General features: G+C 53.8%; 27 protein-coding genes. 16 read left to right on the top strand and 11 right to left on the bottom strand.

The window, feature by feature from the left end; genetic code table 11:
- Nucleotides 1-5: 5 nt before the first annotated feature.
- From K365_RS0107985 to K365_RS0107945, 9 genes are read right to left on the bottom strand one after another with little or no spacing between them, the layout of a single operon-like run.
- Nucleotides 6-812, bottom strand: a complete 807-nt coding sequence (locus K365_RS0107985; RefSeq protein WP_281167768.1) for a ComFC family protein — start codon at nt 810-812, stop codon at nt 6-8.
- Nucleotides 761-1,987 carry an NADP-dependent isocitrate dehydrogenase gene (icd, locus tag K365_RS0107980; protein WP_024334163.1) on the bottom strand — a complete coding sequence of 409 codons (1,227 nt, stop codon included), beginning with the start codon at nt 1,985-1,987 and terminating at the stop codon, nt 761-763. The genes K365_RS0107985 and icd overlap by 52 nt, the downstream gene beginning before the upstream one ends.
- Before the next feature lie 24 nt (nt 1,988-2,011).
- On the bottom strand, nt 2,012-2,764 hold the full coding sequence (gene rlmB, locus K365_RS0107975) for a 23S rRNA (guanosine(2251)-2'-O)-methyltransferase RlmB (protein ID WP_024334162.1): 753 nt from the start codon (nt 2,762-2,764) through the stop codon (nt 2,012-2,014).
- Complete coding sequence (gene gmk, locus K365_RS0107970; RefSeq protein WP_024334161.1) at nt 2,757-3,353, bottom strand: guanylate kinase; 597 nt, start codon at nt 3,351-3,353, stop codon at nt 2,757-2,759. Before gmk ends, rlmB begins: the two co-directional genes overlap by 8 nt.
- A 2-nt stretch (nt 3,354-3,355) precedes the next feature.
- Complete coding sequence (locus K365_RS0107965; RefSeq protein WP_024334160.1) at nt 3,356-3,628, bottom strand: DUF370 domain-containing protein; 273 nt, start codon at nt 3,626-3,628, stop codon at nt 3,356-3,358.
- Between the two features lie 46 nt (nt 3,629-3,674).
- The gene (locus K365_RS0107960) at nt 3,675-4,556 is read right to left on the bottom strand and encodes a YicC/YloC family endoribonuclease (protein ID WP_024334159.1); all 882 of its coding nucleotides are present in this window, start codon (nt 4,554-4,556) and stop codon (nt 3,675-3,677) included.
- Entirely contained in the window at nt 4,553-5,095 is a 543-nt protein-coding gene (locus tag K365_RS0107955) for a DUF4416 family protein (protein ID WP_024334158.1), read from the bottom strand. The genes K365_RS0107960 and K365_RS0107955 overlap by 4 nt, the downstream gene beginning before the upstream one ends.
- Nucleotides 5,092-5,265, bottom strand: a complete 174-nt coding sequence (locus K365_RS27195; protein WP_084489782.1) for a Trm112 family protein — start codon at nt 5,263-5,265, stop codon at nt 5,092-5,094. The genes K365_RS0107955 and K365_RS27195 overlap by 4 nt, the downstream gene beginning before the upstream one ends.
- A gap of 17 nt (nt 5,266-5,282) precedes the next feature.
- The gene (locus tag K365_RS0107945) at nt 5,283-7,112 is read right to left on the bottom strand and encodes an ABC transporter ATP-binding protein (protein ID WP_024334157.1); all 1,830 of its coding nucleotides are present in this window, start codon (nt 7,110-7,112) and stop codon (nt 5,283-5,285) included.
- A gap of 65 nt (nt 7,113-7,177) precedes the next feature.
- On the opposite strand from K365_RS0107945, the gene K365_RS0107940 reads away from it, so the two are divergent.
- Nucleotides 7,178-8,485: a 3-deoxy-D-manno-octulosonic acid transferase gene (locus K365_RS0107940; protein ID WP_024334156.1), complete on the top strand. Its 1,308-nt coding sequence runs from the start codon at nt 7,178-7,180 to the stop codon at nt 8,483-8,485.
- Here K365_RS0107940 and K365_RS0107935 read toward each other — a convergent pair.
- Nucleotides 8,458-9,531, bottom strand: coding sequence for a hypothetical protein (locus K365_RS0107935; RefSeq protein WP_024334155.1), 1,074 nt, complete (start codon nt 9,529-9,531; stop codon nt 8,458-8,460). The two genes, K365_RS0107940 and K365_RS0107935, sit on opposite strands and share 28 nt — an antisense overlap.
- Before the next feature lie 257 nt (nt 9,532-9,788).
- On the opposite strand from K365_RS0107935, the gene K365_RS0107925 reads away from it, so the two are divergent.
- From K365_RS0107925 to K365_RS0107855, 15 genes are all read left to right on the top strand, one after another.
- Complete coding sequence (locus K365_RS0107925) at nt 9,789-10,970, top strand: cystathionine gamma-synthase family protein (RefSeq protein ID WP_024334154.1); 1,182 nt, start codon at nt 9,789-9,791, stop codon at nt 10,968-10,970.
- 251 nt (nt 10,971-11,221) lie between these two features.
- Nucleotides 11,222-11,965, top strand: a complete 744-nt coding sequence (locus K365_RS0107920) for a glutamine ABC transporter substrate-binding protein (protein ID WP_006965183.1) — start codon at nt 11,222-11,224, stop codon at nt 11,963-11,965.
- A 225-nt stretch (nt 11,966-12,190) separates the two neighbouring features.
- A complete protein-coding gene (locus tag K365_RS0107915) occupies nt 12,191-12,856 on the top strand; it encodes an amino acid ABC transporter permease (RefSeq protein ID WP_024334153.1) in 666 nt (221 codons plus the stop codon).
- Nucleotides 12,853-13,575: an amino acid ABC transporter ATP-binding protein gene (locus K365_RS0107910; RefSeq protein ID WP_006965692.1), complete on the top strand. Its 723-nt coding sequence runs from the start codon at nt 12,853-12,855 to the stop codon at nt 13,573-13,575. The genes K365_RS0107915 and K365_RS0107910 overlap by 4 nt, the downstream gene beginning before the upstream one ends.
- Before the next feature lies 1 nt (nt 13,576).
- The gene (locus K365_RS0107905) at nt 13,577-14,758 is read left to right on the top strand and encodes a M20 metallopeptidase family protein (RefSeq protein WP_024334152.1); all 1,182 of its coding nucleotides are present in this window, start codon (nt 13,577-13,579) and stop codon (nt 14,756-14,758) included.
- A 118-nt stretch (nt 14,759-14,876) separates the two neighbouring features.
- On the top strand, nt 14,877-15,638 hold the full coding sequence (locus K365_RS0107900) for an IclR family transcriptional regulator (RefSeq protein ID WP_024334151.1): 762 nt from the start codon (nt 14,877-14,879) through the stop codon (nt 15,636-15,638).
- 191 nt (nt 15,639-15,829) lie between these two features.
- Nucleotides 15,830-16,678 carry a 3-methyl-2-oxobutanoate hydroxymethyltransferase gene (gene panB / locus K365_RS0107895; protein WP_024334150.1) on the top strand — a complete coding sequence of 283 codons (849 nt, stop codon included), beginning with the start codon at nt 15,830-15,832 and terminating at the stop codon, nt 16,676-16,678.
- A 115-nt stretch (nt 16,679-16,793) separates the two neighbouring features.
- A complete protein-coding gene (locus K365_RS0107890) occupies nt 16,794-17,741 on the top strand; it encodes a hypothetical protein (RefSeq protein WP_024334149.1) in 948 nt (315 codons plus the stop codon).
- A gap of 20 nt (nt 17,742-17,761) precedes the next feature.
- Complete coding sequence (locus K365_RS0107885; protein WP_024334148.1) at nt 17,762-18,925, top strand: pyridoxal phosphate-dependent aminotransferase; 1,164 nt, start codon at nt 17,762-17,764, stop codon at nt 18,923-18,925.
- Nucleotides 18,922-20,097, top strand: a complete 1,176-nt coding sequence (locus K365_RS0107880; RefSeq protein WP_024334147.1) for a M24 family metallopeptidase — start codon at nt 18,922-18,924, stop codon at nt 20,095-20,097. Before K365_RS0107885 ends, K365_RS0107880 begins: the two co-directional genes overlap by 4 nt.
- An 11-nt stretch (nt 20,098-20,108) precedes the next feature.
- Entirely contained in the window at nt 20,109-21,311 is a 1,203-nt protein-coding gene (locus tag K365_RS0107875) for a M20 metallopeptidase family protein (RefSeq protein ID WP_006965699.1), read from the top strand.
- A 62-nt stretch (nt 21,312-21,373) separates the two neighbouring features.
- A complete protein-coding gene (gene dctP / locus K365_RS0107870; RefSeq protein WP_006965700.1) occupies nt 21,374-22,429 on the top strand; it encodes a TRAP transporter substrate-binding protein DctP in 1,056 nt (351 codons plus the stop codon).
- A 117-nt stretch (nt 22,430-22,546) separates the two neighbouring features.
- Nucleotides 22,547-23,122, top strand: a complete 576-nt coding sequence (locus K365_RS0107865) for a TRAP transporter small permease (protein WP_006965701.1) — start codon at nt 22,547-22,549, stop codon at nt 23,120-23,122.
- Nucleotides 23,119-24,408 (top strand): TRAP transporter large permease, encoded by a 1,290-nt coding sequence (locus tag K365_RS0107860; RefSeq protein ID WP_024334146.1) that lies wholly within the window; start codon nt 23,119-23,121, stop codon nt 24,406-24,408. The genes K365_RS0107865 and K365_RS0107860 overlap by 4 nt, the downstream gene beginning before the upstream one ends.
- A gap of 13 nt (nt 24,409-24,421) precedes the next feature.
- Entirely contained in the window at nt 24,422-25,147 is a 726-nt protein-coding gene (locus K365_RS0107855) for an aspartate/glutamate racemase family protein (protein WP_024334145.1), read from the top strand.
- A gap of 22 nt (nt 25,148-25,169) precedes the next feature.
- Here K365_RS0107855 and K365_RS0107850 read toward each other — a convergent pair whose 3' ends face one another.
- Nucleotides 25,170-25,901 (bottom strand): FkbM family methyltransferase, encoded by a 732-nt coding sequence (locus tag K365_RS0107850; RefSeq protein ID WP_006965704.1) that lies wholly within the window; start codon nt 25,899-25,901, stop codon nt 25,170-25,172.
- Between the last annotated feature and the right edge of the window lie 131 nt (nt 25,902-26,032).

The following is a 26,032-nucleotide window of genomic DNA, read 5'->3' as shown; positions in this document are numbered from 1 at the left end:
CCGGATCAGGCCCGGGCCAGCACCAGGACATCCACCCGGACCGCGCCCCCAGCCAGCAGAGCCCGGGCTGCTTCATTGCTTGTGGCCCCGGTGGTGTACACATCATCCACCAGTAAAATGCCGGCATTTTTCACCCGGGCCGGGTCCGGAACCTGAAACGCGTTCTTTAAATTGTTTTTCCGTGCGGCAATGTCCAGCCCGGTTTGAGAATGGGTGTACCGGACCCGTTTCAATACGGAGGCATCCACCTGCCACCCCGGACGCGCGCCATAATGTCGCTCATATGTGTCGTAAAGCCGGCGTACCAGGAGCAACGACTGGTTGAATCCTCTTTGCCGCAGTTTTTTCGGGTGCAGGGGCACGGGCACAATCCAGTGGATTTCCGTGTCCCTGAAATATCGATCCAATGCATTGAACATCAGGGAATCAAAAAACGGGGTCAACGACAGCCGGGCGTGGTATTTGAACAAAGGAACGATCTCAGGCACCAGTCCCTGATAGGCCAGGGCCGCCCGGACCCGGTGAACCACGGGAGGGTCTGTGAGGCAGGTTTCACAAATATGGGTGTCTCCCGTGTCAAACATATGGCCGCATATCCGGCAATAAGGGGGCTCGAATGCTGGAAGTCCTCTGGCGCGACACTCTGCACAGAAAAAAGCCGGCTCTGAAAAATCAGGTTCCTTCGAAACGGGCAGCAATGCCCGGCAGTTGAGGCACATGTCCGGAAACACCAGTGCCCCAACCCTTTGAACGGTTTTTTTCAGGCTGTCACAAACAGGTTTTCCATGACAATCTGTGAAAATCCGGAACATGATACCGCCTTTGCCCCCGGGATCTGGTCTGCCAGATCCGATGTGACCTGTCCTCCTGCCAGGGCCCGGCCCACGGCCCGGCGCACGGCATCTCCGGCCGCGTGCCACCCCAGATGATCCAGCATCATGGCCCCGGACAGCATCAGGGAACAGGGATTGGCCGCATCTTTGCCGGCAATGTCCGGGGCCGTGCCGTGGGTGGCCTCAAACACGGCGCAGGTGTCGCCGATATTGGCACCCGGGGCCATTCCCAGCCCGCCCACCTGGGCGGCCAGGGCATCGGAAATATAATCGCCGTTCAGATTGGGACAGGCAATGATATCATACTGTTCGGGCTTGAGCAACACATCGGCAAACACCATGTCCGCGATCCGGTCTCTGATCACCACATGCCCGTCCGGCACCACGCCTTCATATCTGGCGTACAGCACCTCCTCCGTGATCATCCGGTCCCCGAAACAGTCAAATGCCGCTTCATATCCCCATTTGCGAAACCCGCCTTCCGTGAATTTCATGATATTGCCCTTGTGCATCAGGGTCACGCTTTTGCGGTTGTTTTCCAATGCATATTCACACGCTTTTTTCACCAGGCGCCGGGTGTTTTCCGGGGACATGGGCTTGAGTCCCAAGGCGCTTGATTCCGGCAGATGGCAGTTCAAACGGGTTTTGAGCATGTGCATCAGCTGTTGGCACTCCGGGGTGCCGGCTTCCCATTCCATGCCGGCATACACATCTTCCGTGTTTTCCCGAAACACCACCATATCCACTTTTTCCGGGTGTTTCACCGGACTGGGCACAGGGGGATAATACTTGACCGGCCGGATACAGGCATACAGATCCAGTTCTTTTCGCAACCGGACGTTCAGGCTTCGGATGCCTTTTCCCACGGGCGTGGCCAAAGGGCCTTTGATAGCGACTTTCAAGTTCCGGATGGTTTCAAGCGTCTGATCCGGGAGCCAGTGTCCGGTTTGTTTGAAACTGGATGCGCCGGCCGGCACCGGGATCCAGTCAATTTTTTTGTCATCTCCGAATACGGCATTGACGGCCGCATCCAGCACGATTCGGGCATTGGGCCAGATATCTGATCCAATGCCGTCGCCTTTTATACAGGCCACTGCCGGATAATCCGGCACCTGCCATGTTCCGTTTAAAGTAATTGAAATCCGTTGCTGCATGATAATTTGAGTTATTCCTTAAATTTAATTGACAATTTTCTGACGCAGGGCCTCGTACATGGCCATGGCCCCGGCCACTGAGGCATTCAAAGAGGTGACCGGACTTTTGATGGGAATGGAAATGACAAAATCGCATACTTTGAGCACGCCCGGACGAACCCCTTTGTGTTCCCCGCCCACCACCAGGACCCGGTTTCCCGTCAGATCCGCCTGGTGCAGCAGCGTGCTGCCTGCGGCATCCAGGCCGGCCACCCACGCGTTGTGTGTTTTAAGGGTCCGGATGGTTGACGCCGTATTGGTGACCACAAAAATGGATGCATGCTCCATGGCACCGGCCGAGGCCCGGGAAACCCCGGGACCGGGCAGTGCGGACCGGTCTTTGGGAATCACGATATAATCGATTCCCGTGCACAGGGCCGTGCGGATCAGTGCCCCCACATTCTGGGGGTCTTCAATCTGATCCAGAATCAGTGCGTGAAACGGAGATTGTCTTTGGGCAATCTGTGCCATGAGCTCCGGTTCACGAAATACGGGAAACGGGGTGGCCCGGGCTGCAATCCCCTGGTGAACCCCGCCCCGGGCAAGCGCATCCAGCTGCCGGGTATCGGTGAAGGACACGGGAATACCGGCTGTTTTTGCCGCAGACATGACAATGTCTTTGCGCCGGCCCGACAGTTTCTTGAACAGATACAGGACCTCAAACCGGCGGCGCCCGGCTTTCAGGGCTTCAACCACGCTGTGAAACCCGAAAAGGATTTCCATGCCCGGCTCAGACATCGCTGGATCTCCGCTTGTTTCCGGCAGACGTGATCGCCTGGTCGAAAATGGCACACAATTGATCCGCCGCCGTTGTCAGATCATCATTCTTCACCACATACTGGTAAAGATGGGTCAACGCGATTTCCTTTTTGGCGTTTTCCAGACGCAGGGCAATGGTTTGCGCACTGTCCGTGCCCCTTTTTTCCAGCCGTTGGCGCAGCTCCTCAATGGAAGGAGGCAAAATAAAGATCGTGACGGGATCCAGGCCGGCATCCATGATCTGCCGGGCCCCCTGGACATCGATATCCAGAAGCAGACTGCTCCCGGCTGCCAGCTGTTTTTCCACAAACGGCCGGGAAGTGCCGTAGTAATGGGCATGAACCCGGGCCCATTCCAGCCACTCTCCCGCCTGGATCATCCGGGTGAAGGTCTGTTCTGTGACAAAAAAATAATCTTTGCCGTCGATCTCTCCGGGCCTGGGCGGGCGCGTGGTGTGAGACACGGAATACGACACCTGGGGAAACCGGGTCATGACCTGTTGGATTAACGTGGTTTTACCGGCCCCGGAAGGCGCGGAAATCACAAACAATTGGCCGTTTTTTTTCATAATCATGTTTCCTGGGCCGGATCCGGGTTCCGGATCAGGGTTTCAAACCGGGAGGACAGGGTTTCTGCCTGAATGGCCGACAAAATCACATGATTGCTGTCCGTGATGATAATGGCCCGGGTTTTTCTGCCATGGGTGGCATCGATGAGACGGCGGTCATCTTTGGCCTCATCCTTGAGGCGTTTCATGGGACTGGAATTCGGGGTGAGAATCGTCACCACCCGGTCCGCCACCACGGTATTGCCGAAACCGATGTTCAGCAATACCTGTTCCATACTTGTTCCTGCGCGCTCGGCCGCGACAGGTTTCTTTTTTTTGATATTACTCAATGTTCTGCACCTGTTCCCGGATTTTTTCCAGTTTGGATTTCAGATCCACCACCATGTGCGACAACGCCGCCTGACCGGCTTTGGAACCAATGGTGTTGAACTCCCGGTTGAATTCCTGGATCAGAAAATTCAGGGTCTGGCCCTGGGATCTGTCCGCATTCATTGTTTTTCTGAACTGATGGATATGGCTTGAAATCCGGACGATTTCCTCGGACACGTCACTTTTATCCGCCAGTATGGCCACTTCCTGGGCCAGACGGACGGGATCGATCTCTCCCTGGTCTGCCGTGAGTCTGGCCAGCCGCTCTTGAAGCCGTTTTTTATACAGCACGGGGATGTCGCCGGACAGGGATTTCAGCTGATCCATCTGATCTTCAATCTCTGTGATCCGGGCCATCAGGTCCTGGTACAGGTTTTCCCCTTCAGCCCGGCGCATCCGGTCCAGATCCCGGGCCGCCAGATCCACGGCTTCAGACACCACCTGGGCCAGCAGGGCCTGGTCCGGATTTTCCACGGCCGGCACAATGATATTTCTGGCAGACAGGACATCCGCCAGTTCCGGTTCCCGGGAAAGCCCCAGATGATCGGTGATCTGTTTCAAGGCTTTAAAATAGGCCAATGCCTTTGTTTCATCCACGTCAAACCCGTTCTCCCGGGAGCCTTCATCCTGGATCGCGACCCGGATTTCCATCCGGCCCCGCTGGTGATACCGGGCCGCAATCTTTTTGATCTCCTCTTCCAGCCCCTGGCAGGGTTCTGGCAGGTACACGGCAAAATCCAGGTGCCTGGAATTATAGGATTTAACCACTGCTTCAGCCGTGATCAGATCCTTTGTATGGACCGCTTTGGCAAACGCGGTCATGCTTTTTATCATGACAGACTCCTTTGGGCTGCTTTTAGATCCAGCAGATATTTGTCCCGGACCTGTTCCAGAAAACGAATGATCTCTTTGGACCGGTAGTCCGGATAGGTCCAGTCTAAGGAAACAAACTGTTTGCCGACATACATCAACGTCAGATCCGCGTACATGCGATCCCCGATATAAATCCGGTGGGCATAGTCTTTGCCCGTGGCCAGCACAAACCGGGAGGGCAGCAGATAACCCGGATCGATATTGATTCGGCGGTGTTGATCTTTGACAAACTGCTGCTCCACGGCATTGGTGGCCTGTTTGATTTTTGACAGATCCGCCTGATCCACCAGGGACTTGAACGCCAGGATCCGCCGGAAAAGCGGGTGCCCCATTTCCTTGTGATAATAAGTTGTAAAATCAAAATCCAGCCATCGGGACACCAGATCCACGGGACCGCCGATGGTTTCCAGCAAAGGAAACACGGATTCAAACAGCGGTTTTTCCTTCATGAACACGGACATCACCAGCTTGGCCGGATCCGGCATTTTGGGCAGACTCATGGCTTGATCGGTTTGGCCTCTTCCACCAGCATGATGGGGATGTCGTCTTTGATTTCATACAACAGACCGCAATGATCACAGATCAATCCGTCTTGTTTTTCTGTCAACCGGATCTGGTTTTTGCATTTGGGGCACACCAGAATGTCCAGCAGTTCCTTGGAAATACCCATATCCCTCTCCTTATGATTCACTGGTTTTTATTTTCAGGTTCCTGGGGAAAACAGAGCGGCCCGGCCGGTCCGTTTCCCGGGTGTTCGGCCGTGTTTTTCGCCGCCATCTGCAGCATGACCAGGTCATAAAACGCGCCTTTGCCGGCCATAAGTTCATCCCGGGTGCCTTGTTCCAGAATGGCCCCGTCTTTGAGCAGCACGATCTTCGACGCATAATCAATGGTGGACAGCCGGTGGGCAATGACAAAAGAAGTCCTTCCTTTCATCAGGTTTTCCAGGGCTTTCTGCACCACTTTCTCGGCCTGGGAATCCAGGGCTGATGTGGCTTCATCCAGAATCAGCACGGGCGCGTCCTTGATCAGGGCCCTGGCAATGCAGATGCGCTGTTTTTCTCCACCGGACAACCGGGAACCCAGTTCCCCGATCAGGGTGTCATACCCCTTGGGAAATCCCGTGATAAACTCGTGGGCATAGGCCGCCTTTGCCGCGGCTTGGATCTGTTGATCCGTGGCATCCATGCGGCCATACCGGATATTGTCTTTCACGGTTTCGTTGAACAAAATGGGTTCCTGGGTCACAATGGAGATATGGTCCCGCAACGATTGAACGGACAGGTCCCGGACATCGATGCCGCCCACGGTCACCCGGCCGGATGTCACATCATACAGCCTTGGGATCAGGTTCACCAGGCTGGTTTTACCGCCCCCGCTCATGCCCACCAAAGCCAGGACCTCCCCGGGAGCCGCCGTCAGGTTGATATGTTCAAGGGCCGGGTTTTCATCGGGCCCGTAACTGAAACACACATCGTCAAACGCCACGGCCAGGGCCCGGCCGGAAAGCATCTGCGGATCCGGGGCTTCTTTGATGGTCTGGTCTTCCTCCAGTACATCGAAAATCCGGGATGCGGCGGCCACGCCTTCCTGAATGGTGTTGTTGAGCTTGGAAATTTTTTTCACGGGATCATACAGCATCATCACGGCCGTTAAAAAAGAAAAAAAGATGCCCGGTGTGGACGTGCCGTTGATGACCCGCATGCCCCCGAACCAGATAATAAAGGCGATGCCCAGGCCCCCTAGAAACTCCATGACCGGCGAAGACAGGGCCTTGGCAATCACTTTTTTCATTTCCAGTTCAAACAAAAGCCGGGTCTTTTGTTTGAACCGCTGTTTCTCAAACGCCTGGAGATTGAAAATCTTGATGATCTTGCTGCCCGTAAATGTCTCGTGCAGAAATGAGTTCAACTCCGCCATGGTTTCCTGGGTCCCCGTGGAAAACTTTCGGACCCGTCTACCGAAAATCAGAATCGGATAAAACGCCAGGGGCAGCACCACAAAAGCGCCCAGGGCCAGCTGCCAGTCCCGGTAAAAAATGACAAACAAAAAAGCGATCACGGAAAAAAAGTCCCGGAATATATTGACCACGGCCGTGGAAACCATGCCCTTGACAATATTGACATCATTGGTGATCCGGGACATGAGCGCGCCTGTTTTTTCCTTGTGGATAAAGGCCAGGGGCAGATCCGTGATCCGGTCGTACAGCGCTTCCCTTAAATACCGGATAATGCGCTCGCCAATAAAGTTCATCAGGTATTCCGACCCGAACGTGCCCACGCCTTTGAGAAAAAACACCAGCACGGCCAACGCCGGAATCAGCATGAGCATGTCCCGGTCCTTTGCCACAAAAATATCATCGATCACGGGTTTGACCAGAAAGGCCATGGACCCGTTGGCAGCCGCCACCACGATCATGCACAGGGCCGCAACAATCAGGTATCCCTTGTGCTGAAATATCAGTTCCAGAATTTTTCTGCGGCGTGATCCGGACAGACCGGCAAGTGTTTTATCCATAAACCTTATATCTTTGGTTCCAGCCCTATTGTCAATCTTAAAAAAACATGCGAGCATAGGCTCCCATGACAAAGATCGCCTTTATACCCGATTTTATGGGATTTTACAACATGCTCTGGGCCGCGGCCCTGCCTTTTTTGCGGCGCCACCCCCGACTGGCCCGCACCTTTGCCCAGCGGACCGATCCATCCCATCTAAATCCCGCTGATGTCTGGATCCAGGCGGCATCAGCCGGAGAGGCCCTTCTGGCCGCCTGCCTGGTTCAGCATTTTTCCCCGGACCGGCCCGTGCGGATATTGATCACCACCACCACGGACCAGGGCATGGAAATTCTGTGTTCAGAACTTGAAAAAAAACCGGTGTCCGCCAAAGTGTCCATATCTGTGGCATGGTTTCCCTTTGATATGCCTTCAGTGGCGGCCCGGGCCGTTGAGACGGTCAACCCCAAAGTGATGGTACTGGTGGAAACCGAACTCTGGCCGGCCCTGCTGCATTTTCTGAACCGCCGGCACACCCGGGTTGTGGTGGTAAACGGGCGCATGTCTGTCAAAAGCCGCCGGGGGTACAAGATGACCCAATGCGTCTGGTCGAACATCGGTTTACATCAAATCCTGGCTGTTTCCGATCCGGATGCCGGAAGGTTCCGGGAGGTGTTTGACGAGGCAAGGGTATCCGTGATGCCCAATATCAAGTTTGAAACCCTGGCTCCTGAGGCCCCTGAAATACCCACATCCGTGTCAACGGACATCTTTCCCTGCCCCTGGCCCGTGTCCGTGTTTGCCTCCATCCGCCGCCAGGAAGAAACGCAGGTGCTTAAAATGATTCATACACTGTTACATCAGTTCCCCGGGCAGGTGATGGCAGTATTTCCCAGGCACATGCACCGGCTCGGATTCTGGAAACGCCGGTTGAAAAAAACCGGGGTAAAGATTTATCTCAGGTCTGAACTGGCATCTCCTCCGGCTGAACCGGGCATTATCCTCTGGGACCGGTTCGGTGAGATGCGCCATGTTTTCAGATATGCCCATGCCGTGTTCATGGGCGGCAGCCTGAAGCCTTTAGGAGGCCAGAATTTTTTAGAACCCCTGCTCCAGGGGGCCCCGGTTGTCACGGGACCGTTCTGGGACGATTTTTTCTGGGTGGGAAAAAAGGTGTTTGACACCGGGCTGGTGCAAAGAAAAAAAAACTGGCAATCTGCGGCCCATGCCATGGTGTCACTTTTGAAACATCCGGAAGATCGTCACTTTCGGCAGCAAAAAGCGCATGCGTATGTGGCGGCCCGGTCCGGCGGCGCAGACATGGCATGTCAATCCATTCTGGCGGCATTGTGTGATGATAAAAAAAATCAGGACAAAGGCCGGACCAGATCCTGAATCCGGCCGGTCCGGGTGATGTCAAGAAAAGTCTCTCCGAGATTCCGGCTCAGGTCGGCCACTGTTTCCCAGGCATCCAGCCGTTTGCCATCCTGTCCTTTTAAACGGATGAAATCCTTTCTGTCCGGAATCCGGCCAAAGGGCAGCCGCGATATAAATTGGTCAGAGGGGGCCACCAGAATCATCCGGTCCGTGACAGCCCCGGTCACCCGGCGGCCGGGATGTTTTTTGTCAAACCATCCGGCAATAAGATGGGGATAAAAATGGGGATACAGAACAAATCCTTTATGGCCCGGGGTCAGGGCAAAGGCGGGATGATAATCCAGGATCCCGCCGTCTCTGTACATGCCTGAAGGCGCACCGGCAATATCTGTCACCCCTTCCATGACATAGGGAATGGCACCGGATGCGGTCAAAGCGGATTGAAAATTACCGGGTTCCAGGGGCACACACCGGGTGGGAAAACCGGAAAAATCCACCCCGCCCGTATCAAACCCGGCATGGTGAAACATGACCCGCTCCAGATACAGGCGGTTCAGGTTCCGGGATATCCGGTTCAGCGCGGCACCGGCGGCAACACCCAGGATCTGGGGGATTCTGTGTCCGGATGCCAGCAGATACCGGCACCGGACCGCCCCGAACGCGATGCGCAAAAAAGGATGGTCCAGAATCTCATTCACCCGGGCCGGGTCCAGAAACGAAGCCATGATCCGCCCGGATTCCCGTGACACCTGGGCCGGGGTCACCCGTCCCTGATAGTACTGGTGGATATACGCATGTTTCAAGGCCGACAAGGCCCGCACGGGATCATTTTGAGCGGCTGCGGCAAATTTCCAGGCCCCGATGGACGTGCCCAGCACGGGCAGCGGGTCTTTGCGGTGTGCAAACCAGCGTGAAAACAAAGCCGCATCCAGGCCGTAAATCACCAGCCATTTGGCAGCCCCTGAAGCCCCCAGCACCAGGTCGATATCATTGGGCGACAATCCGTTTTTCTTGATATGTCTGTATGCCGTGCGGCCGGCAAAAATCACCAGATCATCGGTCATGTCATTCATCCTTATGTTCAGCCAGGCATGTGACCCATTCATGGGTTCTACGTCATTACCGGCGGGTACTATAGCATTGTGCCATTTTCGATACAATGCCCGGCTGACTCAAGATGGAGGAAAAAAATGATTGACCGGCATGAAGCACAGCCCCATCCGGATATGCTGGACTTTGCCCCCCAAAAACAGTATAACCCCGGTTGCTGTTTTGAACGGACCATAAAAATAACACAACTTAAATATCGTAAGGAGAACGGATGAACAATCCTGTACATAAGGATACCCAGTCGGTCTGGGGCGGAGAGGAACAATCATGGATGCAGGGCGCCACCCAGGTACCCGTGGTTCACAGTGTGTCTTTCGGATACCGGGATATGGATGAATGGATGCAGGTGGCAAAGGGAAACAAACCCGGCCACATCTATGGCAGAAACACCAATCCCACGGTCCAGGCGTTTGAGGAAAAAGTGCGGCTCCTGGAGGGAGGACAGGCCGCCACCAGTGCGGCCACGGGCATGGGCATCATCAGCAGTGCGTTGTTCGGGCTGCTTGGGTCCGGGGACCGGGTGGTATCCATTAAAGACACCTATGGCGGGACCAGCAAGCTGTTTTTTGAATTTCTGCCCCGGTTCCAGGTGAATACCACGCTGTGCGATACCGCGGATCATGCCGCCATTGAAACCGAAATTGCCAAAGGCTGCAAACTGGTGTATCTGGAAACCCCCACCAACCCCACCATCAAGATTTTGGACCTGGAACGGCTGACTGCCGCAGCCAAAAAAGCCGGTGCCATTGTGATTGTGGACAACACCTTTGCCACGCCCATCAACCAGAACCCGCTGCAACTGGGGGCCGACCTGGTGCTCCACAGCGCCACCAAATTTTTAGGCGGCCATGCCGATGCCCTGGGCGGGGTGATCTGCGGGAATAAAGACCTGGTTGAAAAAATCTATCATTTCCGGGAAATCAACGGGGCCACCCTGCATCCCATGGCCGCATATCTTTTGCTCAGAGGCATGAAAACCCTGCATCTTCGCGTGGCCCGGCAAAACCGGAGCGCCCTGGAAATCGCCCGGTTTCTTTTCGAACATCCGGCCGTGGGCCGGGTCTATTATCCGGGCCTGGAAACCCATGACAATTATGAGATCGCATGCAAACAGATGCGGGGGTTCGGGGGAATGCTCAGTTTTGAATTAAAGGAAAACACTTTGGAAGCCGTCAAACGGCTTCTGCCCCGGCTCAGATTTGCCCATGCCGCCGCCAACTTAGGCGCCGTGGAAACCCTGGTGGGCATGCCGGCCACCACCAGCCATGTGGAATGCACGGCCCGGGAGCGGGCCGCCATGGGCATTCCCGAAGGCCTGGTCCGGTATTCCACGGGCATTGAAGACACCCGGGACCTGATCGCGGATCTTACGCAGGCCCTGGAGGGCATATAGCCGGGTTCTTATGCAAACAGGCCCCCCGCAAATCCCGGGCCGGGCACAGGACACCTCCAGGGGCGATTCTTGGGACAGAGTGCTGCTCAGATCGATTGAAAACCTGGTATGCTTATGGCAAATATCCAGCCTGTGTAAAAAATCCTTGACAATCGTCAGGGATTTTTTTTATGACATAACTGTCACGCCATTAAAACAGTTGTCACATTATTTATGATTTCGTGTTTAACAACCTGAAAAAGGAGGGAAAAATGACAAAATTTTTCAAATCGTTTCTATGTGCCATCATCTGCTCATTTATCGCTTTGGGAACCGTCCATGCAAAACCGCTGATCGTGGGAGTTGATGCCAATTTCCGGCCCTTTGAGTTCAAAAATGAAAAAGGGGAATTCACCGGATTTGATGTGCAGCTTTTTGATGCCATTGCCAAGGACCTGGGGCTTGACTATAAATGGCAGACCATGGATTTCAACGGCATTATCCCGGCTTTGCAATCCAACAGCATTGATGCAGCCATAGCCGGTATCACCATCAAGTCTTCTAGAGAAGAAGTGGTTGATTTTTCCTATCCCTACTATGATGCCGGCCTGGTCATTCTGGTCCGCGAGGACAATGACGACATAAAGACCATTGACGATCTTAAAGACAAAAAAGTGGCCACAAAACTGGCCACCACCAGTGTTGATTTTTTAAAATCCCAGAATATTACAGATGTCAAACTGTTTCCCAATACCGACAACCTGTTCATGGAACTGCTCACCGGCGGTGTGGATGCAGTTTTCTTTGATTCCCCGCCCCTGATGTATTATTCCCAGAACCAGGGAAAAGGCAAAGTCAAGGTTGTGGGCCCGCTGTACCAGGGCCAGTCCTACGGCATCGCCTTCCCCCAGGGCAGTGAGCTGAGGGAAAAATTCACCATCACCATTTTAAAATTCAAGGAAGACGGCACCTATGCCAAACTGTATGAAAAGTGGTTTGGCGCGCCGTCAAAATAACCGTCAGCGCTGATTATAAAACACCTGACACCGAAATTATATCTTAAGGGCAGGGTCAGGCCTGCACGATAAAACAGGCCTGACCCTGCCCGACAACACCTGATCCAGAAACTGCGTATGCTAAAGATATGATGTTAGGTAAAACGCTGCATCAAAAACAGGCATATACAGAGAAAAGCAGAATTTAGTTTCCGCTTTTCTCTTATTTAGGGGAATCATATCTTTATGGGTTTTGACTTTAAATACAGTGTCATGTGGGAATCGGTACCAATGCTGCTGGTGGGCATGAAACTCACCATTCTGATCACCATTTGCGGCCTTGTGATCGGTTTTGTCTTAGGGGCTGTGACCGGACTTTTGAAAATATCCAGGAAGCTTTTGTTCCGCAAGCTGGCAGGAATATACATTGAGAGTATCCGCGGTACCCCCATCATGGTGCAGGTCATGTTTATCTATTTCGGGCTTCCCATGGCCCTGGGAATGCGGATTCATCCCATGGTGGCCGGCATCGTTGCCATTGCCGTCAATTCAGGCGCATATATCGCTGAAATCGTCAGGGGGGCATTTCAATCCATTGATCCCGGACAGACCGAAGCCGGCAGATCCATCGGACTGACCCATTTCCAGACCATGTATTACATTATCTGGCCCCAGGCCCTGAAACGCATGATCCCTCCTTTGGGAAACCAGTTTATTATCAGCCTCAAGGATACCTCTCTTCTGGTGGTGGTGGGGGTCGGCGAACTGACCCGCACCGGTCAGGAGATCATAGCCGGCAATTTCAGGGCCTTTGAAGTGTGGCTGACGGTCGCTCTGATGTATCTTGTGATGACATTGTCTCTGTCACGGCTGCTGAATTATTTTGAAAAAAAGATGGATATCAACAAATGATCAAAATCAAAAATTTACATAAAAATTTCGGCACGCTGGAAGTGCTCAAGGGCATCGATCTTGATATTTCCCAGGGCGAAGTAACGGTTATCATGGGACCCAGCGGATCCGGGAAAAGCACACTGTTGCGGTGTATCAACCGGCTGGAGGAGATCACCTCGGGAACCGTTATCGTGGACGGGCAGGATATCATGGACAAAAATACCAATATCAATATGATCCGCACCGAAGCCGGCATGGTATTTCAGCAGTTCAACCTGTTTCCCCATAAGACCACCCTGGAAAATGTCACCCTGGGCCCTTTGAAGGTCCGCAAAATGTCCGGACCGGATGCAAAAAAACTGGGCCTGCAACTGCTGGAAAAAGTGGGTCTGGCTGATAAGGCAAATACCTATCCCGACCACTTGAGCGGGGGGCAAAAACAGCGGGTGGCCATTGCACGGTCCCTTGCCCTGCGTCCCAAAGCCATGCTGTTTGATGAACCCACCAGCGCCCTGGACCCGGAACTGGTGGGAGAGGTTCTCGAAGTGATGAAGCAGCTGGGCCGGGAGGGAATGACAATGGTGGTGGTGACCCATGAAATGGGATTTGCAAAAGAAGTGGCCGACCGGGTCATTTTCATGGATGATGGAATCATTGTCGAAGAAAATACCCCCAAAGAGATTTTTTCCAACCCCCAAAACCTCCGCACACAGGGATTTTTGCGAAGTATTCTTTAAAATGGAAATCAAACAGCACATTGAAAACCTGACACCTGAAATCATTGCTATGCGGCGGGATTTTCACCAGCACCCGGAACTGGGTTTCCAGGAATTTCGCACCCGGGACCAGGTAAAACATTTTTTAGCAAAAACCGGAATCCCGGTTAAAGAGATGGCAAAAACCGGTGTTGTGGGACTGCTTAAAGGCGACAGGCCCGGCAGAACCATTCTGCTCCGGGCGGACATTGATGCCCTGCCGGTGACAGAAGAGACCGGCCTTGCCTGGCAGTCAGCTAAAAAAGGGGTGATGCATGCCTGCGGCCATGACGGCCACATTGCCATGCTGCTGGGGGCAGCCAAGGTGCTCAGTGAGCTCAAATCCCGCATCAGGGGCCAAATTAAATTTGTTTTCCAGCCCAATGAAGAAGATGCCGGCGCCTGGCTCATGGTCAAAGAGGGGGTTATGGAAAATCCATGCGTGGACGCTGCATTCGGATGCCATCTGTGGTCCCAGATTGATACCGGTACCATCGACATCCGGCCGGGACCGGTGATGGCTGCCAGCCATTACTTTTCCCTGACCATAAAGGGAAAAGGCGGGCATGCCGGATTTGCCCATGAATCCATCGACCCGATCTTTGTTTCATCCGCTGTTATCCAGGCGGTCCAGGCAGTTCAATCCAGGGAGATCAATGCCCTGGACCCGGTGGTGGTCATGTTCACTTCTGCCCATGCCGGCACCGGCAGCAATACCATTGTCCCTGATGAAATGACACTGCAAGGCTCTTTGCGGGTACTTTATGAGGGAGGTGAACAAGACATCAGGAACCGGTTTGCACGGATTGTTGAACATACCTGTCATGCCCACCGGGCAGATTACCATCTGGCATTCAAAGTGGGCAATCACCTGCTGTCAAATGATGATGCCATGGTGTCCCTTGTCAGGGCTGCAGCCAGGGAGGTGACAGATGCCCCAAACCGCGTGACAGGGACTGTCCGGACCATGGCAGGAGAAGATTTTTCCGATTTCGCAACCCGGGTACCGGCGGCATTTGCATTCATCGGTATCAGAAACACGGCAAAAGGGATTGTCTTTCCCCATCACCATCCAAAATTCGACATTGATGAAGCCATGCTGTCCAAAGGAACAGAACTGTATGTACGCACCACCCTCGCCTTTCTGGCAAAAGCAGGAATATAGTGGTTTCTCCTTGACATGATGTACATACTAACCATAATAAGTATCATTTATTGAAACGCTCGTCTTTCAGGGCGTGACAGATTGCGATAGTGAACTGGATATGGTGTAACGTAACGACATGACTGAAAAAAAATACTACAACATCGCCTCCCTGGAAAAAGGGGTCCGGATGCTGGAGCTTCTGGCGGCCCACGGAGAGTTGAGCGTGAGTGAGGCGGCCCGGCTCATGGACACCAACCGGGCCGGCAGCCACCGGTTCATCTCCACCCTCAGGGACCTGGGGTATGTGGAAAAAAACAGCAGCAACAAGTATCAGCCCACATTGAAAATAATGACACTGGCCCAGAAGGTGGCGGACCGGTTCGAGATCCGGCGCATGGCCAAACCCCATATGCACCGGCTGTCCATACTGTACAAGGAAACCATCAACCTGGGGCTGTTCAAGAACCAGGAAATCATCCACATCGACAAGATCGACAGCCTGGAGGTACTCCGGATGGACTCGGCCTTAGGGGACAAGGCCCCGGCCTACTGCACCGGGCTGGGAAAATCCATTTTAGCCTTTCTGCCGGACCATGAACTGGATCACTATCTGAACACGGTGGACCGCCGGCCCCTGGCCCCCAACACCATCACTGACAAGGATGAGTTTCTCAAAGAACTGTCCCGGATCCGCCAAAACGGCTATGCCATAGATGATGAAGAGATGACCATCGGGCTGCGCTGCATTGCGGCCCCCATCTTTGATCACAACCATTATCCAGCCTATGCCGTCAGCATTTCAGGACCGGCCATGCGCCTTACCCACCGGGCTCTGGAAGAAGTAAAACCCCAGATCCTCAAGGTGTCTGAAGACCTGTCCTATAAAATGGGCAGTTGATCAAGGACTGATTCCCCATCCTGCATTTCTTTTATTTTTCTGTTCTTGCCTCTTAAAACTCACACCTTAAAAAAAATATGTAAAAAATCCTTGACAAAACCAGGGGATTTTTCCTATCACTAAAATGTCACACTATAAAAACAATCGTCACATCATATGTGACACATCCTGAATATTTTTTTGGAGGCAGCATGAAAAAGAAAAAACTGACCCGATGGGACCTGCAGAACAAAAAACAGGCCGGAGAAAAAGTCGTCTGGATCACGGCCTATGATTACTGGAACGCAACCTTTGCCGAAGCCGCAGGCATGGACATGATCCTGGTGGGAGATTCTCTGGGCATGTGTGTATACGGCTATGAAGGCACGGTACCCGTAACCATGGACCAGTGTATTGTCCACAGTGAAGCCGTGCGCAGGGGCGCTGCAAACACATTTATCATCGGCGACATGCCGTTTTTGTCCTACCAGGTCAGTGTGCCGGATGCGGTGCGCAATGCCGGCCGGTTTCACAAGGAGGCCGGGGTGGATGCCATCAAACTGGAAGGCGGCAAACGGGTGTGTCCCCAGATCCAGGCCATTGCCGACGGCGGCATGCTGGTGATGGGTCATATCGGGCTGACCCCCCAAAGTTCCGGACAACTGGGGGGATTCAAGGCCCAGGGCAGAACCGCTGAAGCTGCCGCTGAACTCATTGCCGATGCCAAATCCATTCAGGATGCCGGGGCATTTGCCCTGCTGGTGGAAGCCGTGCCCCCGGAGGTATGCGGGATCATCAGAGACACATTGACCATTCCCGTATACAGTATCGGCGCCGGCATCGAGGCCGACGGTCAGCTCATGATCTCTGCGGACGTGGCCGGGGTGTTCCAGGCATTCACCCCCAAATTTGTCAAAAAATACGAAAACCTGGGGGAAAAAACCATCCAGGCGTTTTCCGCATACCGCAAAGATGTGCTGGATGGCAGTTTTCCGGCACCCGAACATACTTACAAAATGAAAGAGGGTGAACTGGACAAACTCAAAACACTTTTAAAATAACACCCATGTCCTGGCAGGAACAACAAATGATGAAAACATACGCATTCAACCGTCAGGCATTTGCTTAACACTTAACACTTAAAACTTAACACTTTCATATAAAAGGACCATACCAATGAGCGATGTATTGAACCAGATCAGAGACTTCATGGAAAAACAGGGAATCCCGGGGCGGGACGGATATGACCTGGCAGCCTCGGGCAAAGCGTTTCCGGACGGCGCCAATTTCAGAATTGAAATCGCCGGCGTGGAACGGGCCACCACCATGGCCGCCATGATCAAGGAAGCGGATCGCAGAAATATTGTCATCCACCGGGCCATCGCCGCGGTGGGCGGGTCCACGTACTGCGATTTTGCCGAACTCAAAGACATGGCCCAGATGGCCAAAGACGCACATATTGAAGTGATCATGACCGTGGGACACCGCAAAGGCTGGGATACGGGTGCCAAGGAGATGACAACCAGCGAAGGCCAGATGCAGGGATTTCGCCTCAGAGGATCCGACAACATCTCATTTCACATCGCGGATATCATGCGCAACATCGAGGCCGGGTTCCGGGGATTTCTGGTGTATGACGAAGGGGTATTGTTTCTGCTGAACAAAATGCGCGACCAAGGCCTGATTCCCAAAGAGACCATATTCAAGTTTTCCGTGTTCGGCGGATACTGCTCGGCCGCCGGCGCCAAGGTCGTTGAAAGCATGGGGGCCAACTCCTTGAACCCCATTTCCGATGTATCCCTGCCCATTTTGTCTTCCATCCGAAAGGCAGTGGACATTCCGCTGGATATCTACACCATTATCGTGAACTCATTCGGCGGCAACTTTAGGGGCTATGAATGTCCGGAAATTGCCAAAGTGGCGTCTCCGTGCTACTTTAAATTCGAGCCCGGCACCTCGGAGGGTGATATTTACATGCCCTGGGTGACCGAAGAATGGCATGCCGGGTTTATCAAGGAAAAAGTGAAGATCGCCTCCATTGTCATGGAACTGATGGAACGGCACGCACCGGAGATGAAAACCTCTCTCCAAGGGGCCAAAGATCTGGTTTTAACCAAACCCTGAACCATAGCAGGACACCCATCATGGATATAAAAAAATCATTTGCAGCAAGAAACCAGGGCGTGGAATGGTCCGGGATCCGCATCATGTTCGCCCTGGCAGACAAGATCGACGGCGTGGTGAACTTAGGCATCGGCCAGCCGGATTTCGACACCCCGGAACATATCCGGGAGGCAGCCAAAATTGCCTTGGACCAGGGATACACCCGGTATCCGCCGGCCAGCGGATTTGCGGACCTCAGAGAAGCAGTCGCCAGGAAACTGGCACGGGAAAATCGGATCCAGGCAGACCCGGACTCGGAAATCTTTATCTCCGTAGGCGCCATGCAGGGAATCTTCAACATCATGCTCCATCTGCTGAACCAAGGCGATGAGGTACTGGTGGTGGATCCGGGATATGATTACTACTCCCAGATCCGGCTCTTCGGCGGGGTGCCGGTGCGCATTGCCGCCAGAGAAGAAAACCGGTTCAAGATAGACCCAAAAGAGGTGGCACAGGCCATCACGCCCAAAACCAAGGCGTTTATCCTCAACACCCCGTCCAACCCCACGGGCGCCATCTTTGACAGGGATATCCTGGAGCAGGTGGCCGCCATCTGCCAGAAACATGGAATTATTGTCATTTCCGACGAACCCTATGAGCACATCCTGTTTGACGGCAACAACCATGTATCCATCGGCAGCCTGGACGGGATGCAGGATCTCACGGTTTCCATCTACACCCTGTCCAAATCCTATGCCATGACCGGCTGGCGGGTGGGATATGTGGCAGCCCATAAAGCCATTGTCGCAGAGATGGAAAAGCTCATGGAACATATGGTCTCCGGGGTCACCAGTGTGGCCCAGCGGGCCGCCCTGGCCGCCATTGAAGGATCCCAGGACTGTGTCAAACAGATGGTGGAAAGGTATACGAAACGCAGAGATCTTCTGATCAACGGTTTGAACCGCATCCAGGGGATCTCCTGCATCAAACCGGAATCCACGTTCTATGCGTTTCCCAACATCTCCTCGTTTGGCATGTCCTCCTGGGAATTTGCCCGGCACATGGTGGAAAACCACAAAGTGGCCATGGTGCCGGGATCCATTTTCGGGGAGAACGGCGAAGGATATGTCAGAATCTCCTTTGCCACTAGTTCGGCAAATCTGGAAGAGGCATTGAAACGCATCGAAAAAGGAGTACCCAAATGACCCTGTTTTCCCGCACGGAATATATGGACCGCATCCAACGGACCAAGGCCGCCATGGCAGACCGGGGCATCGGACTGCTGGTGGTGTGTGATCCGGCCAACATGAACTATCTCACGGGATATGACGGCTGGTCCTTTTATGTGCCCCAGGCCGTCCTGGTGATCGACGACCAGGAGGAACCCGTATGGATCGGCCGGAACATGGATGTCAACGGGGCCGTGCATACCGCGTTTATCAAAAAAGAAAACATGGTCGGATACCCGGATGACTATGTCCAGTCTCCCGTCAAACACCCCATGAACTTTGTGGCCGACTTTATCAAACAAAAAGAATGGGACAAAAAAACCATCGGGGTGGAAACGGATGCCTATTACTACACGGCCCGAAGTGATGCGGAACTGAAAAAAACCCTGGGCAAAGATACCCTGGCAGACGGCAACCTCCTGGTGAACTGGGTGCGCATCATCAAGTCGGACGCAGAAATCGCCCTGATGAGCCAAGCAGGGAAAATTGCGGAAAAGGTGATGGCCACGGCTTTGGAAAACCTGGTGCCCGGCAAAAGAGAATGCGATGCCGTGGCAGCGGTATTCCAGGCCCAGGCAGCGGGAACCCCCGAATTCGGCGGGGATTATCCGGCCATCGTGCCCATGATGCCCACGGGAGAAAAAACCTCGGCCCCCCACCTGACCTGGACGGATGATCCCTATCAGGCCGGCCAGGCCGTGAACCTGGAGCTGGCCGGGTGCCGGCACCGGTACCACTGCCCCATCGCCCGCACCGCGTTTCTGGGACCCAACCCGCCCCAAAAACTGTCGGATCTGGCCGACATCACCGTGGAAGGGTTGAACCTGACCCTGGACACCATCAAACCGGGCATGACCGGCGAAGATGTCGAGCGGGTATGGCGCAAGCATATCGCCAAAAAAGGGTTTGAGAAAGAATCCCGCATCGGCTATTCCATGGGCCTGAACTATCCGCCGGACTGGGGGGAACACACGGCCAGCCTGCGGCCCGGAGACAAAACAATACTGGCACCGGGCATGACCTTTCACATGATTTTAGGCATGTGGATGGACAATTTCGGGTTTGAATGCTCGGAATCCTTCCGGGTCACAAAAACCGGGGCCAAAACCTTTGCCAGGTTTGACCGCAAACTGTTTGTCATCGACTGAAAGGTGAATCCATGAACCCAGCCCCGGCCAATCAGGCAGAACTAGACCGGCAGATCAAGGCACTGGAACCGGAAGTGATCCGGCTGTACCGGCACTTTCACCAGTATCCGGAACTGGGGTTTAAGGAATTCAGAACCGCTGAATTCATTGAAACCTATCTGGCGGATCTGGGACTGGACCCGTTCCGGTCGGCCGGCACGGGTGTGGCCGCCGTGCTGGATTCAGGCAATCCCGGGCCCACGCTCATGCTCAGAGCCGACATGGATGCCCTGCCCGTGACCGAAGCCGCGGGTCTGGATTTTGCCTCGAAAAACCCTGGGGTGATGCACGCCTGCGGCCACGACGCCCACATGGCCATGCTGCTGGCAGCGGCCCGGGTTCTGACAGACCACGGCACCGTGTTAAAAGGAAAGATCAAGCTGGTGTTCCAGCCCAACGAAGAAGCCGCCGGGGCCATTTACATGATCGAAGAAGGCATCATGGAAAACCCGAAAGTGGACGCAGCTATGGGGATTCATATCTGGAGCCAGATTCCTTCGGGACAGGTGGGCATTTCCGCCGGCACGGTCATGGGCGGCCTGGATGTATTTAAACTCAGAATCAAAGGCAAAGGCGGCCACACGGGCTATCCCCATCAGGCCGTGGATCCGGTGATTGCCGCCGCCGGAGTCATCCAGGGGGTCCAGGCGATTCAGACCCGGGAAATGGATGCCAGAGAACCCACCATTATCATGTTCGGCAGACTGAACGCCGGGGAAAAAGCCAACATCATCCCGGAACATGCGGATCTCGAAGGCACTATCCGGTTTCTGACCGCCCTGCCCGAACACAGCCCGGACAATCCCACCCAGAAGTTCATCCGCATCTGTGAGCACATCTGTGACGCCCACCGGTGTACCTGTGCCATTGATATCAATCATGAAAACATTCCCCTGGTCAATGATGAGCACATGGTGAAGATGGCCCGGCGGACCGCAGCCAGGGTATTTGGATCTTTAGATGCCGTGGTGGAATCCCGGTATATCGCCAGCGAGGATTTCAGTGAATTTTCATCCCGGGTACCCGGCGTGTTTTTGTTTCTGGGATGCGCCGACCCGGCAAAGGGCACGGATGTGTCCCATCATCACCCGGCATTTGCCATTGACGAATCCGTTTTAACGAAAGGAGTGGCCTTACATGTTCATGGGGCACTGACGTTTCTGAACCAGACATGAAACGCGGACCATCCCGTGGACTCCCGATATTTTTTACCCCTAATCCCAAAAAGGAGAACACCATGAAACGAACACTCACCAAACTGGCAGTCATTGTTTTCGCAGGGATATTCTGCCTGACCGCAGCCCCTGCCTTTGCTGAAAACTACACGGGCAAACCCATCCTTGCCAAACTGGCATCTGAAGAGATCGAAGGCGATTTCATGACCGTGTGGGCAAACAATTTTTCCGATCACATGAAAGAATGGACTGACGGCAAGATCAACATTACCGTGTACCCCTACGGCACGCTGGGGGCGCTTGGCGATATCAACGAGCTGGCACAGATGGGGGTGGTGGAATATGTGTTTTCCGATTACGCCTGGATCAGCGCGTTTGTCCCCCAGGCCCAGGTGCTGGCCCTGAACTATATCTTTCCCACGGAAAACGTGCCTGAAACCATTGACTGGATCGTACGCAACGGCAAGTTTTTTCCGCTGCTGGAAAAAGCGTTCCGCGACAATGATCTGGTGCCGCTGGCCGTGATGTTTGAAGGATGGCAATGGGTTTCCTCCAACAAGAAAATCACCTCCCTGGCCGACATCAAGGGCCAGAAACTGCGGGTAATGTCTTCCAAACTCCTGGTGGAGGATTACAAGGCCTATGGCGCCGTGCCCACGCCGATGGATTACGGCGAAGTATACTCCGGCCTGCAGATGGGGCTCATCGACGGCCAGGTCAACCCGCTGTTCGCCATCTACAGCATGAAGTTCTTTGAAGTCCAGAAATACGTCACCCAGCTCAAGAGCGAACCGTTTCTGGGGATTCCCACGGTCAACAAAGAATTTTTCGACAGCCTGCCCCAGAATGTGCAGGACGAGATGAAACGGTTCTGGGTGGATGCCATCATTCCGGCCGGCAACTGGATCATGGAACGAAATGCCTCTGACAAGGAAAAAATGCTGGCCGCCAAACCGGACCTGGAGTTCAATGAACTGGACGATGATGCTATCGCCGAATTCAAAGCAGCTGCTGAAACCGTGTATCCCAAATTCACCGAAATCGGCGGTGATGGGGCCGACGAAATTCTGGAAGCATTGCTGGCGGATATCGAAGCAGCCAAAGCCGCTTTAAAGTAACCGTTTGTTAAAGATAGACAGGTCCCGGGTAATCATCGCCCGGGACCTGTCTGACAACAGCCCGGTGCCTCTTTCAGTCCCGGGGCGCATCGTTCATTACCGCTGGAAAGGAACCCTATGGACCCAAAGCAGAAAACCCGCAATCCCCTTCAGCAGCTCAATCACAATATCGGTGTGGTGGTCAACAGCCTGGAGGTCTCCATCCTGGTAATCTGCGTGGCTGCCCTGGCCGTTCTGCTCATAGCCAATGTATTTGCCCGCACCTTTTTCTCCAGTATCTATTTTGCCGAAGAGATTTCCCGGTTCCTGGTGATGCTCATCACCTTCACCGGGGTGAGCTATGGCGTGCGAAAGGCCCGGCACATCCGCATGGGCGCGTTTCTGGATGCCATGCCCCCGAAAATGGAAAAAACCTTTATCATGATCATCTGCCTGATCTCCGCCGTGGTCATGGGCATCATGTGCATCGCGTCCTGGGAGTACCTGACCAACGCCATGGCCAAGGGACACATGACCCCGGCCCTGCGGGTCCCCAAATGGACCTTTTACGTGATCATGCCCATCGGTTTCGGCCTGGCCGCCATCCAGTATTTCCGCACCATCATCAAAAATTTCACGGAATCCGACCCCTGGCAGTCCCCGGACCAGCAAAGTGAATACGAAGATGAAATCATCGGAGGGCCCCGACCATGATGATGTTCGGAATCAGTCTGTTGATCATGCTTTTACTGGGATTTCCCTTTATGGTAACCCTGCTGGGCTCCTTGATCCTCTACATTGCCGTGTATATGCCCGATTTCGCTCCGAAAATGCTGGTTACCATGGTGCAGCAGGTGATTGCCGGTGTCACCCCGCCGGCCCTGGTTTGCGTACCCATGTTCATCCTGTCCGCCTCCATCATCACTTCCGGAGAATCCGCCACCCGCCTGATCCGCATGATCAAGGTGTTTGTGGGCCATCTGCCCGGGGGGCTGCCCATTACCACCAACGCCTCCTGCACTCTGTTCGGGGCCGTGTCCGGATCCACCCAGGCCACGGTGGCGGCCATCGGCGGCACCATGCGCCCCATGCTCCTGGAAGCCGGATATAAAAGCTCTTTTACCCTGGGGCTGATTATCAATTCCAGCGACATCGCATTTCTCATCCCCCCCAGCATCGGGTTTATCGTTTACGGGGTCGCCACCTCCACCTCCATCGGCATGCTGTTTCTGGCAGGCATCCTGCCGGGACTCATGATCCTGGTGATGTTTTCCATTTACTGCTATGTGTATTCAAAGGTCACCCACGTGGGCACACTTCCCAGAGCCTCCATGGCCGAACGCATCGATGCCGTCAAAGGAGGCCTGCCCGTCATGGGGTTTCCCGTCATCATCGTAGGCGGCATCTACACGGGTATTTTAAGCCCCACGGAAGCGGCGGCCGCCGCCGTGTTCTACGCCCTGATTTTGGAAATCATTGTGTTCAGAAGCCTGACCCGGGAACGGATCATTGATGCGTTTCTCCAGACCGGGGTGATCACCGGGGTGGTGTTCATTCTGGTGGGGGCCGGCCAGGCATTTTCCTTTCTCATCGGGTTTCTCCAGCTGCCGGACCAGCTGCTGCCGCCATTGTTCGGCACGGATCCTTCCATGCTGCGGGTAATCACCATTGTGGTGGTGGTGTATTTTGTGGCCTGCATGTTTGTGGACCCCATTGTGGCGATCTTCATTTTAAGTCCGGTGTTCCAGCCCTATGTGGTCGGGGCCGGCGTGGATCCCATCCTTTTGGGTACCCTGGTCACCCTTCAGGCCGCCATCGGATCTGCCACCCCGCCATTCGGATGCGACATCTTCACGGCCCAGCTCATTTTCAGACGTCCCTATCTGGAGGTGATCGGCCATGCCCTGCCCTTTCTGCTCATCCTGATTCTGGCAACAGTTCTGCTCATCACTTTCCCCCAGATCGCGCTGTTTCTGCCCAATCTGGCCATGGGGGGATAATCTGGAGAACAAAATGAAATACACCATCAAAAATCAGCAGGTATCCTATGGAGAAGCCATCGGCATTCTGCTGCTGGATTCGGTGATCCCGTTCATCCCCGGGGATGTGGCCAATGCCACCTCTTATGATTTTCCGGTGCGGTTCAAAAAAGTGCCCGGATTCACCGTGGCAAGGGCCGTGGGCAAAGATGACAGTGTTTACGGCGATCTTCTGGCGGCTGCCCGGGACCTGGCTGCCAACGGGGTCCGGGCCGTCACCGGGGACTGCGGATTCATGGCCCTTCATCAGCAGCGGCTCCGGCAGGATCTGGGTTTGCCTGTATTTCTTTCCTCTTTGTTCCAGATTCCCTTTATCCGGCACCTGATCCCGGCCGGCACGGGCATCGGCATCATCACGGCTGACAGCCGGAGCCTGACCCAAAATTTTTTCGAGACGATCGGAATTTCTTTCGGCCCGGACTTTTTGATTTCCGGCATGGAATCCTGTCCGGAATTCGCCTCAGCCGTCATGGATGAAAAAGGCACCCTGGATGCAAAAAAAATCGAACAGGAAATCGTGACAGCCGCCCGGAACCTGACTCAGCAAAACGCCGGGGCCATTCTCCTGGAATGCAGTGTGCTGCCTCCCTATGCCTGGGCCGTGCACCATGCCACGGGCCTGCCGGTGTTTGACACCATCACCATGATCAATTATGTGTTTTCTGCCCTGGAACCACACCATTACAAAGGATTCATGTGACAAACAGGTATTAGCTTAAAACTTAATCCTTAAAACTTAACCCTTTCATATAAAATTCCGGATGTATAAAGATATAATTGCGATGATGTTCGTTTTTACGTCTATAGGGGAATTTATCGAACCGGCTGCAAGGTATCATCTTTTTTTTGAATGAAAAAAAACCGTCATACCTCAGAGATGTCAGATATGAAAAAAGGTCTTGTTTTCGGGCTTGTTCATGATGGCATTCAAAAAGCAGACAGGGCTTGTCTCTTTCCAGCAAATGACGGGCTCCTTTGAACACATCGTGTTCATGGCCTTCGACATCGCATTTTATGAATGCCACATCCCTGAGTTGGCCTGCATAATCATCCAGTGTGGTCACGTCAACAGTCACAGTCTGCCATGTGTCCACCCGTTGATTTTTATTCAATGTTGCCCCGCCTGACCCCGGCTCAGCCCTGTAAAGTGCCATCACCCCGGGTTCACTGGACAATCCTTTTCGCACGATGGAAAGATTATCCATTTTAAATGCGGATTTAAGCCCCATCAGATGAGTTTCAAGCTCCGGCTGGGGTTCAAAGGCGACCACTTTTCCCGAGGGACCCACTTTTTTTGACAACCAGTAGGAATAAATGCCTTTGTTGGCGCCGATATCAATGACAGTTTTTCCTTTGAGATTCAACTTCAGAAGAAAACAGATATCTTCTTTTTCCGTATTGAGGCGGTAATGCCAGGCACTGTGAATCATGTGCAGCTTTTGAAAAAAATTCATCGGTCTTCCTTTTGCATTGCATTTATGCAGCCGCACAAAAATATCATATATAAAGCCAAAGTCAATGAGTTTCAGATGCCGGCTTTCTCCGGAAAAACCGGACACAACAATTCCGGATTACGCCAAAAAAT

Source organism: Desulfotignum balticum DSM 7044, assembly GCF_000421285.1.
GTDB classification, from domain to species: domain Bacteria; phylum Desulfobacterota; class Desulfobacteria; order Desulfobacterales; family Desulfobacteraceae; genus Desulfotignum; species Desulfotignum balticum.
This window is presented reverse-complemented; position numbering and strand designations above follow the sequence as displayed.

Coding starts and splice junctions, on each gene's coding strand:
- K365_RS0107985 (WP_281167768.1), bottom strand. CDS start 812: ATGTTCCGGATTTTCACAGATTGTCATGGAAAACCTGTTTGTGACAGC.
- icd (WP_024334163.1), bottom strand. CDS start 1,987: ATGCAGCAACGGATTTCAATTACTTTAAACGGAACATGGCAGGTGCCG.
- rlmB (WP_024334162.1), bottom strand. CDS start 2,764: ATGTCTGAGCCGGGCATGGAAATCCTTTTCGGGTTTCACAGCGTGGTT.
- gmk (WP_024334161.1), bottom strand. CDS start 3,353: ATGAAAAAAAACGGCCAATTGTTTGTGATTTCCGCGCCTTCCGGGGCC.
- K365_RS0107965 (WP_024334160.1), bottom strand. CDS start 3,628: ATGGAACAGGTATTGCTGAACATCGGTTTCGGCAATACCGTGGTGGCG.
- K365_RS0107960 (WP_024334159.1), bottom strand. CDS start 4,556: ATGATAAAAAGCATGACCGCGTTTGCCAAAGCGGTCCATACAAAGGAT.
- K365_RS0107955 (WP_024334158.1), bottom strand. CDS start 5,095: ATGAGTCTGCCCAAAATGCCGGATCCGGCCAAGCTGGTGATGTCCGTG.
- K365_RS27195 (WP_084489782.1), bottom strand. CDS start 5,265: ATGGGTATTTCCAAGGAACTGCTGGACATTCTGGTGTGCCCCAAATGC.
- K365_RS0107945 (WP_024334157.1), bottom strand. CDS start 7,112: ATGGATAAAACACTTGCCGGTCTGTCCGGATCACGCCGCAGAAAAATT.
- K365_RS0107940 (WP_024334156.1), top strand. CDS start 7,178: ATGACAAAGATCGCCTTTATACCCGATTTTATGGGATTTTACAACATG.
- K365_RS0107935 (WP_024334155.1), bottom strand. CDS start 9,531: ATGACCGATGATCTGGTGATTTTTGCCGGCCGCACGGCATACAGACAT.
- K365_RS0107925 (WP_024334154.1), top strand. CDS start 9,789: ATGAACAATCCTGTACATAAGGATACCCAGTCGGTCTGGGGCGGAGAG.
- K365_RS0107920 (WP_006965183.1), top strand. CDS start 11,222: ATGACAAAATTTTTCAAATCGTTTCTATGTGCCATCATCTGCTCATTT.
- K365_RS0107915 (WP_024334153.1), top strand. CDS start 12,191: ATGGGTTTTGACTTTAAATACAGTGTCATGTGGGAATCGGTACCAATG.
- K365_RS0107910 (WP_006965692.1), top strand. CDS start 12,853: ATGATCAAAATCAAAAATTTACATAAAAATTTCGGCACGCTGGAAGTG.
- K365_RS0107905 (WP_024334152.1), top strand. CDS start 13,577: ATGGAAATCAAACAGCACATTGAAAACCTGACACCTGAAATCATTGCT.
- K365_RS0107900 (WP_024334151.1), top strand. CDS start 14,877: ATGACTGAAAAAAAATACTACAACATCGCCTCCCTGGAAAAAGGGGTC.
- panB (WP_024334150.1), top strand. CDS start 15,830: ATGAAAAAGAAAAAACTGACCCGATGGGACCTGCAGAACAAAAAACAG.
- K365_RS0107890 (WP_024334149.1), top strand. CDS start 16,794: ATGAGCGATGTATTGAACCAGATCAGAGACTTCATGGAAAAACAGGGA.
- K365_RS0107885 (WP_024334148.1), top strand. CDS start 17,762: ATGGATATAAAAAAATCATTTGCAGCAAGAAACCAGGGCGTGGAATGG.
- K365_RS0107880 (WP_024334147.1), top strand. CDS start 18,922: ATGACCCTGTTTTCCCGCACGGAATATATGGACCGCATCCAACGGACC.
- K365_RS0107875 (WP_006965699.1), top strand. CDS start 20,109: ATGAACCCAGCCCCGGCCAATCAGGCAGAACTAGACCGGCAGATCAAG.
- dctP (WP_006965700.1), top strand. CDS start 21,374: ATGAAACGAACACTCACCAAACTGGCAGTCATTGTTTTCGCAGGGATA.
- K365_RS0107865 (WP_006965701.1), top strand. CDS start 22,547: ATGGACCCAAAGCAGAAAACCCGCAATCCCCTTCAGCAGCTCAATCAC.
- K365_RS0107860 (WP_024334146.1), top strand. CDS start 23,119: ATGATGATGTTCGGAATCAGTCTGTTGATCATGCTTTTACTGGGATTT.
- K365_RS0107855 (WP_024334145.1), top strand. CDS start 24,422: ATGAAATACACCATCAAAAATCAGCAGGTATCCTATGGAGAAGCCATC.
- K365_RS0107850 (WP_006965704.1), bottom strand. CDS start 25,901: ATGAATTTTTTTCAAAAGCTGCACATGATTCACAGTGCCTGGCATTAC.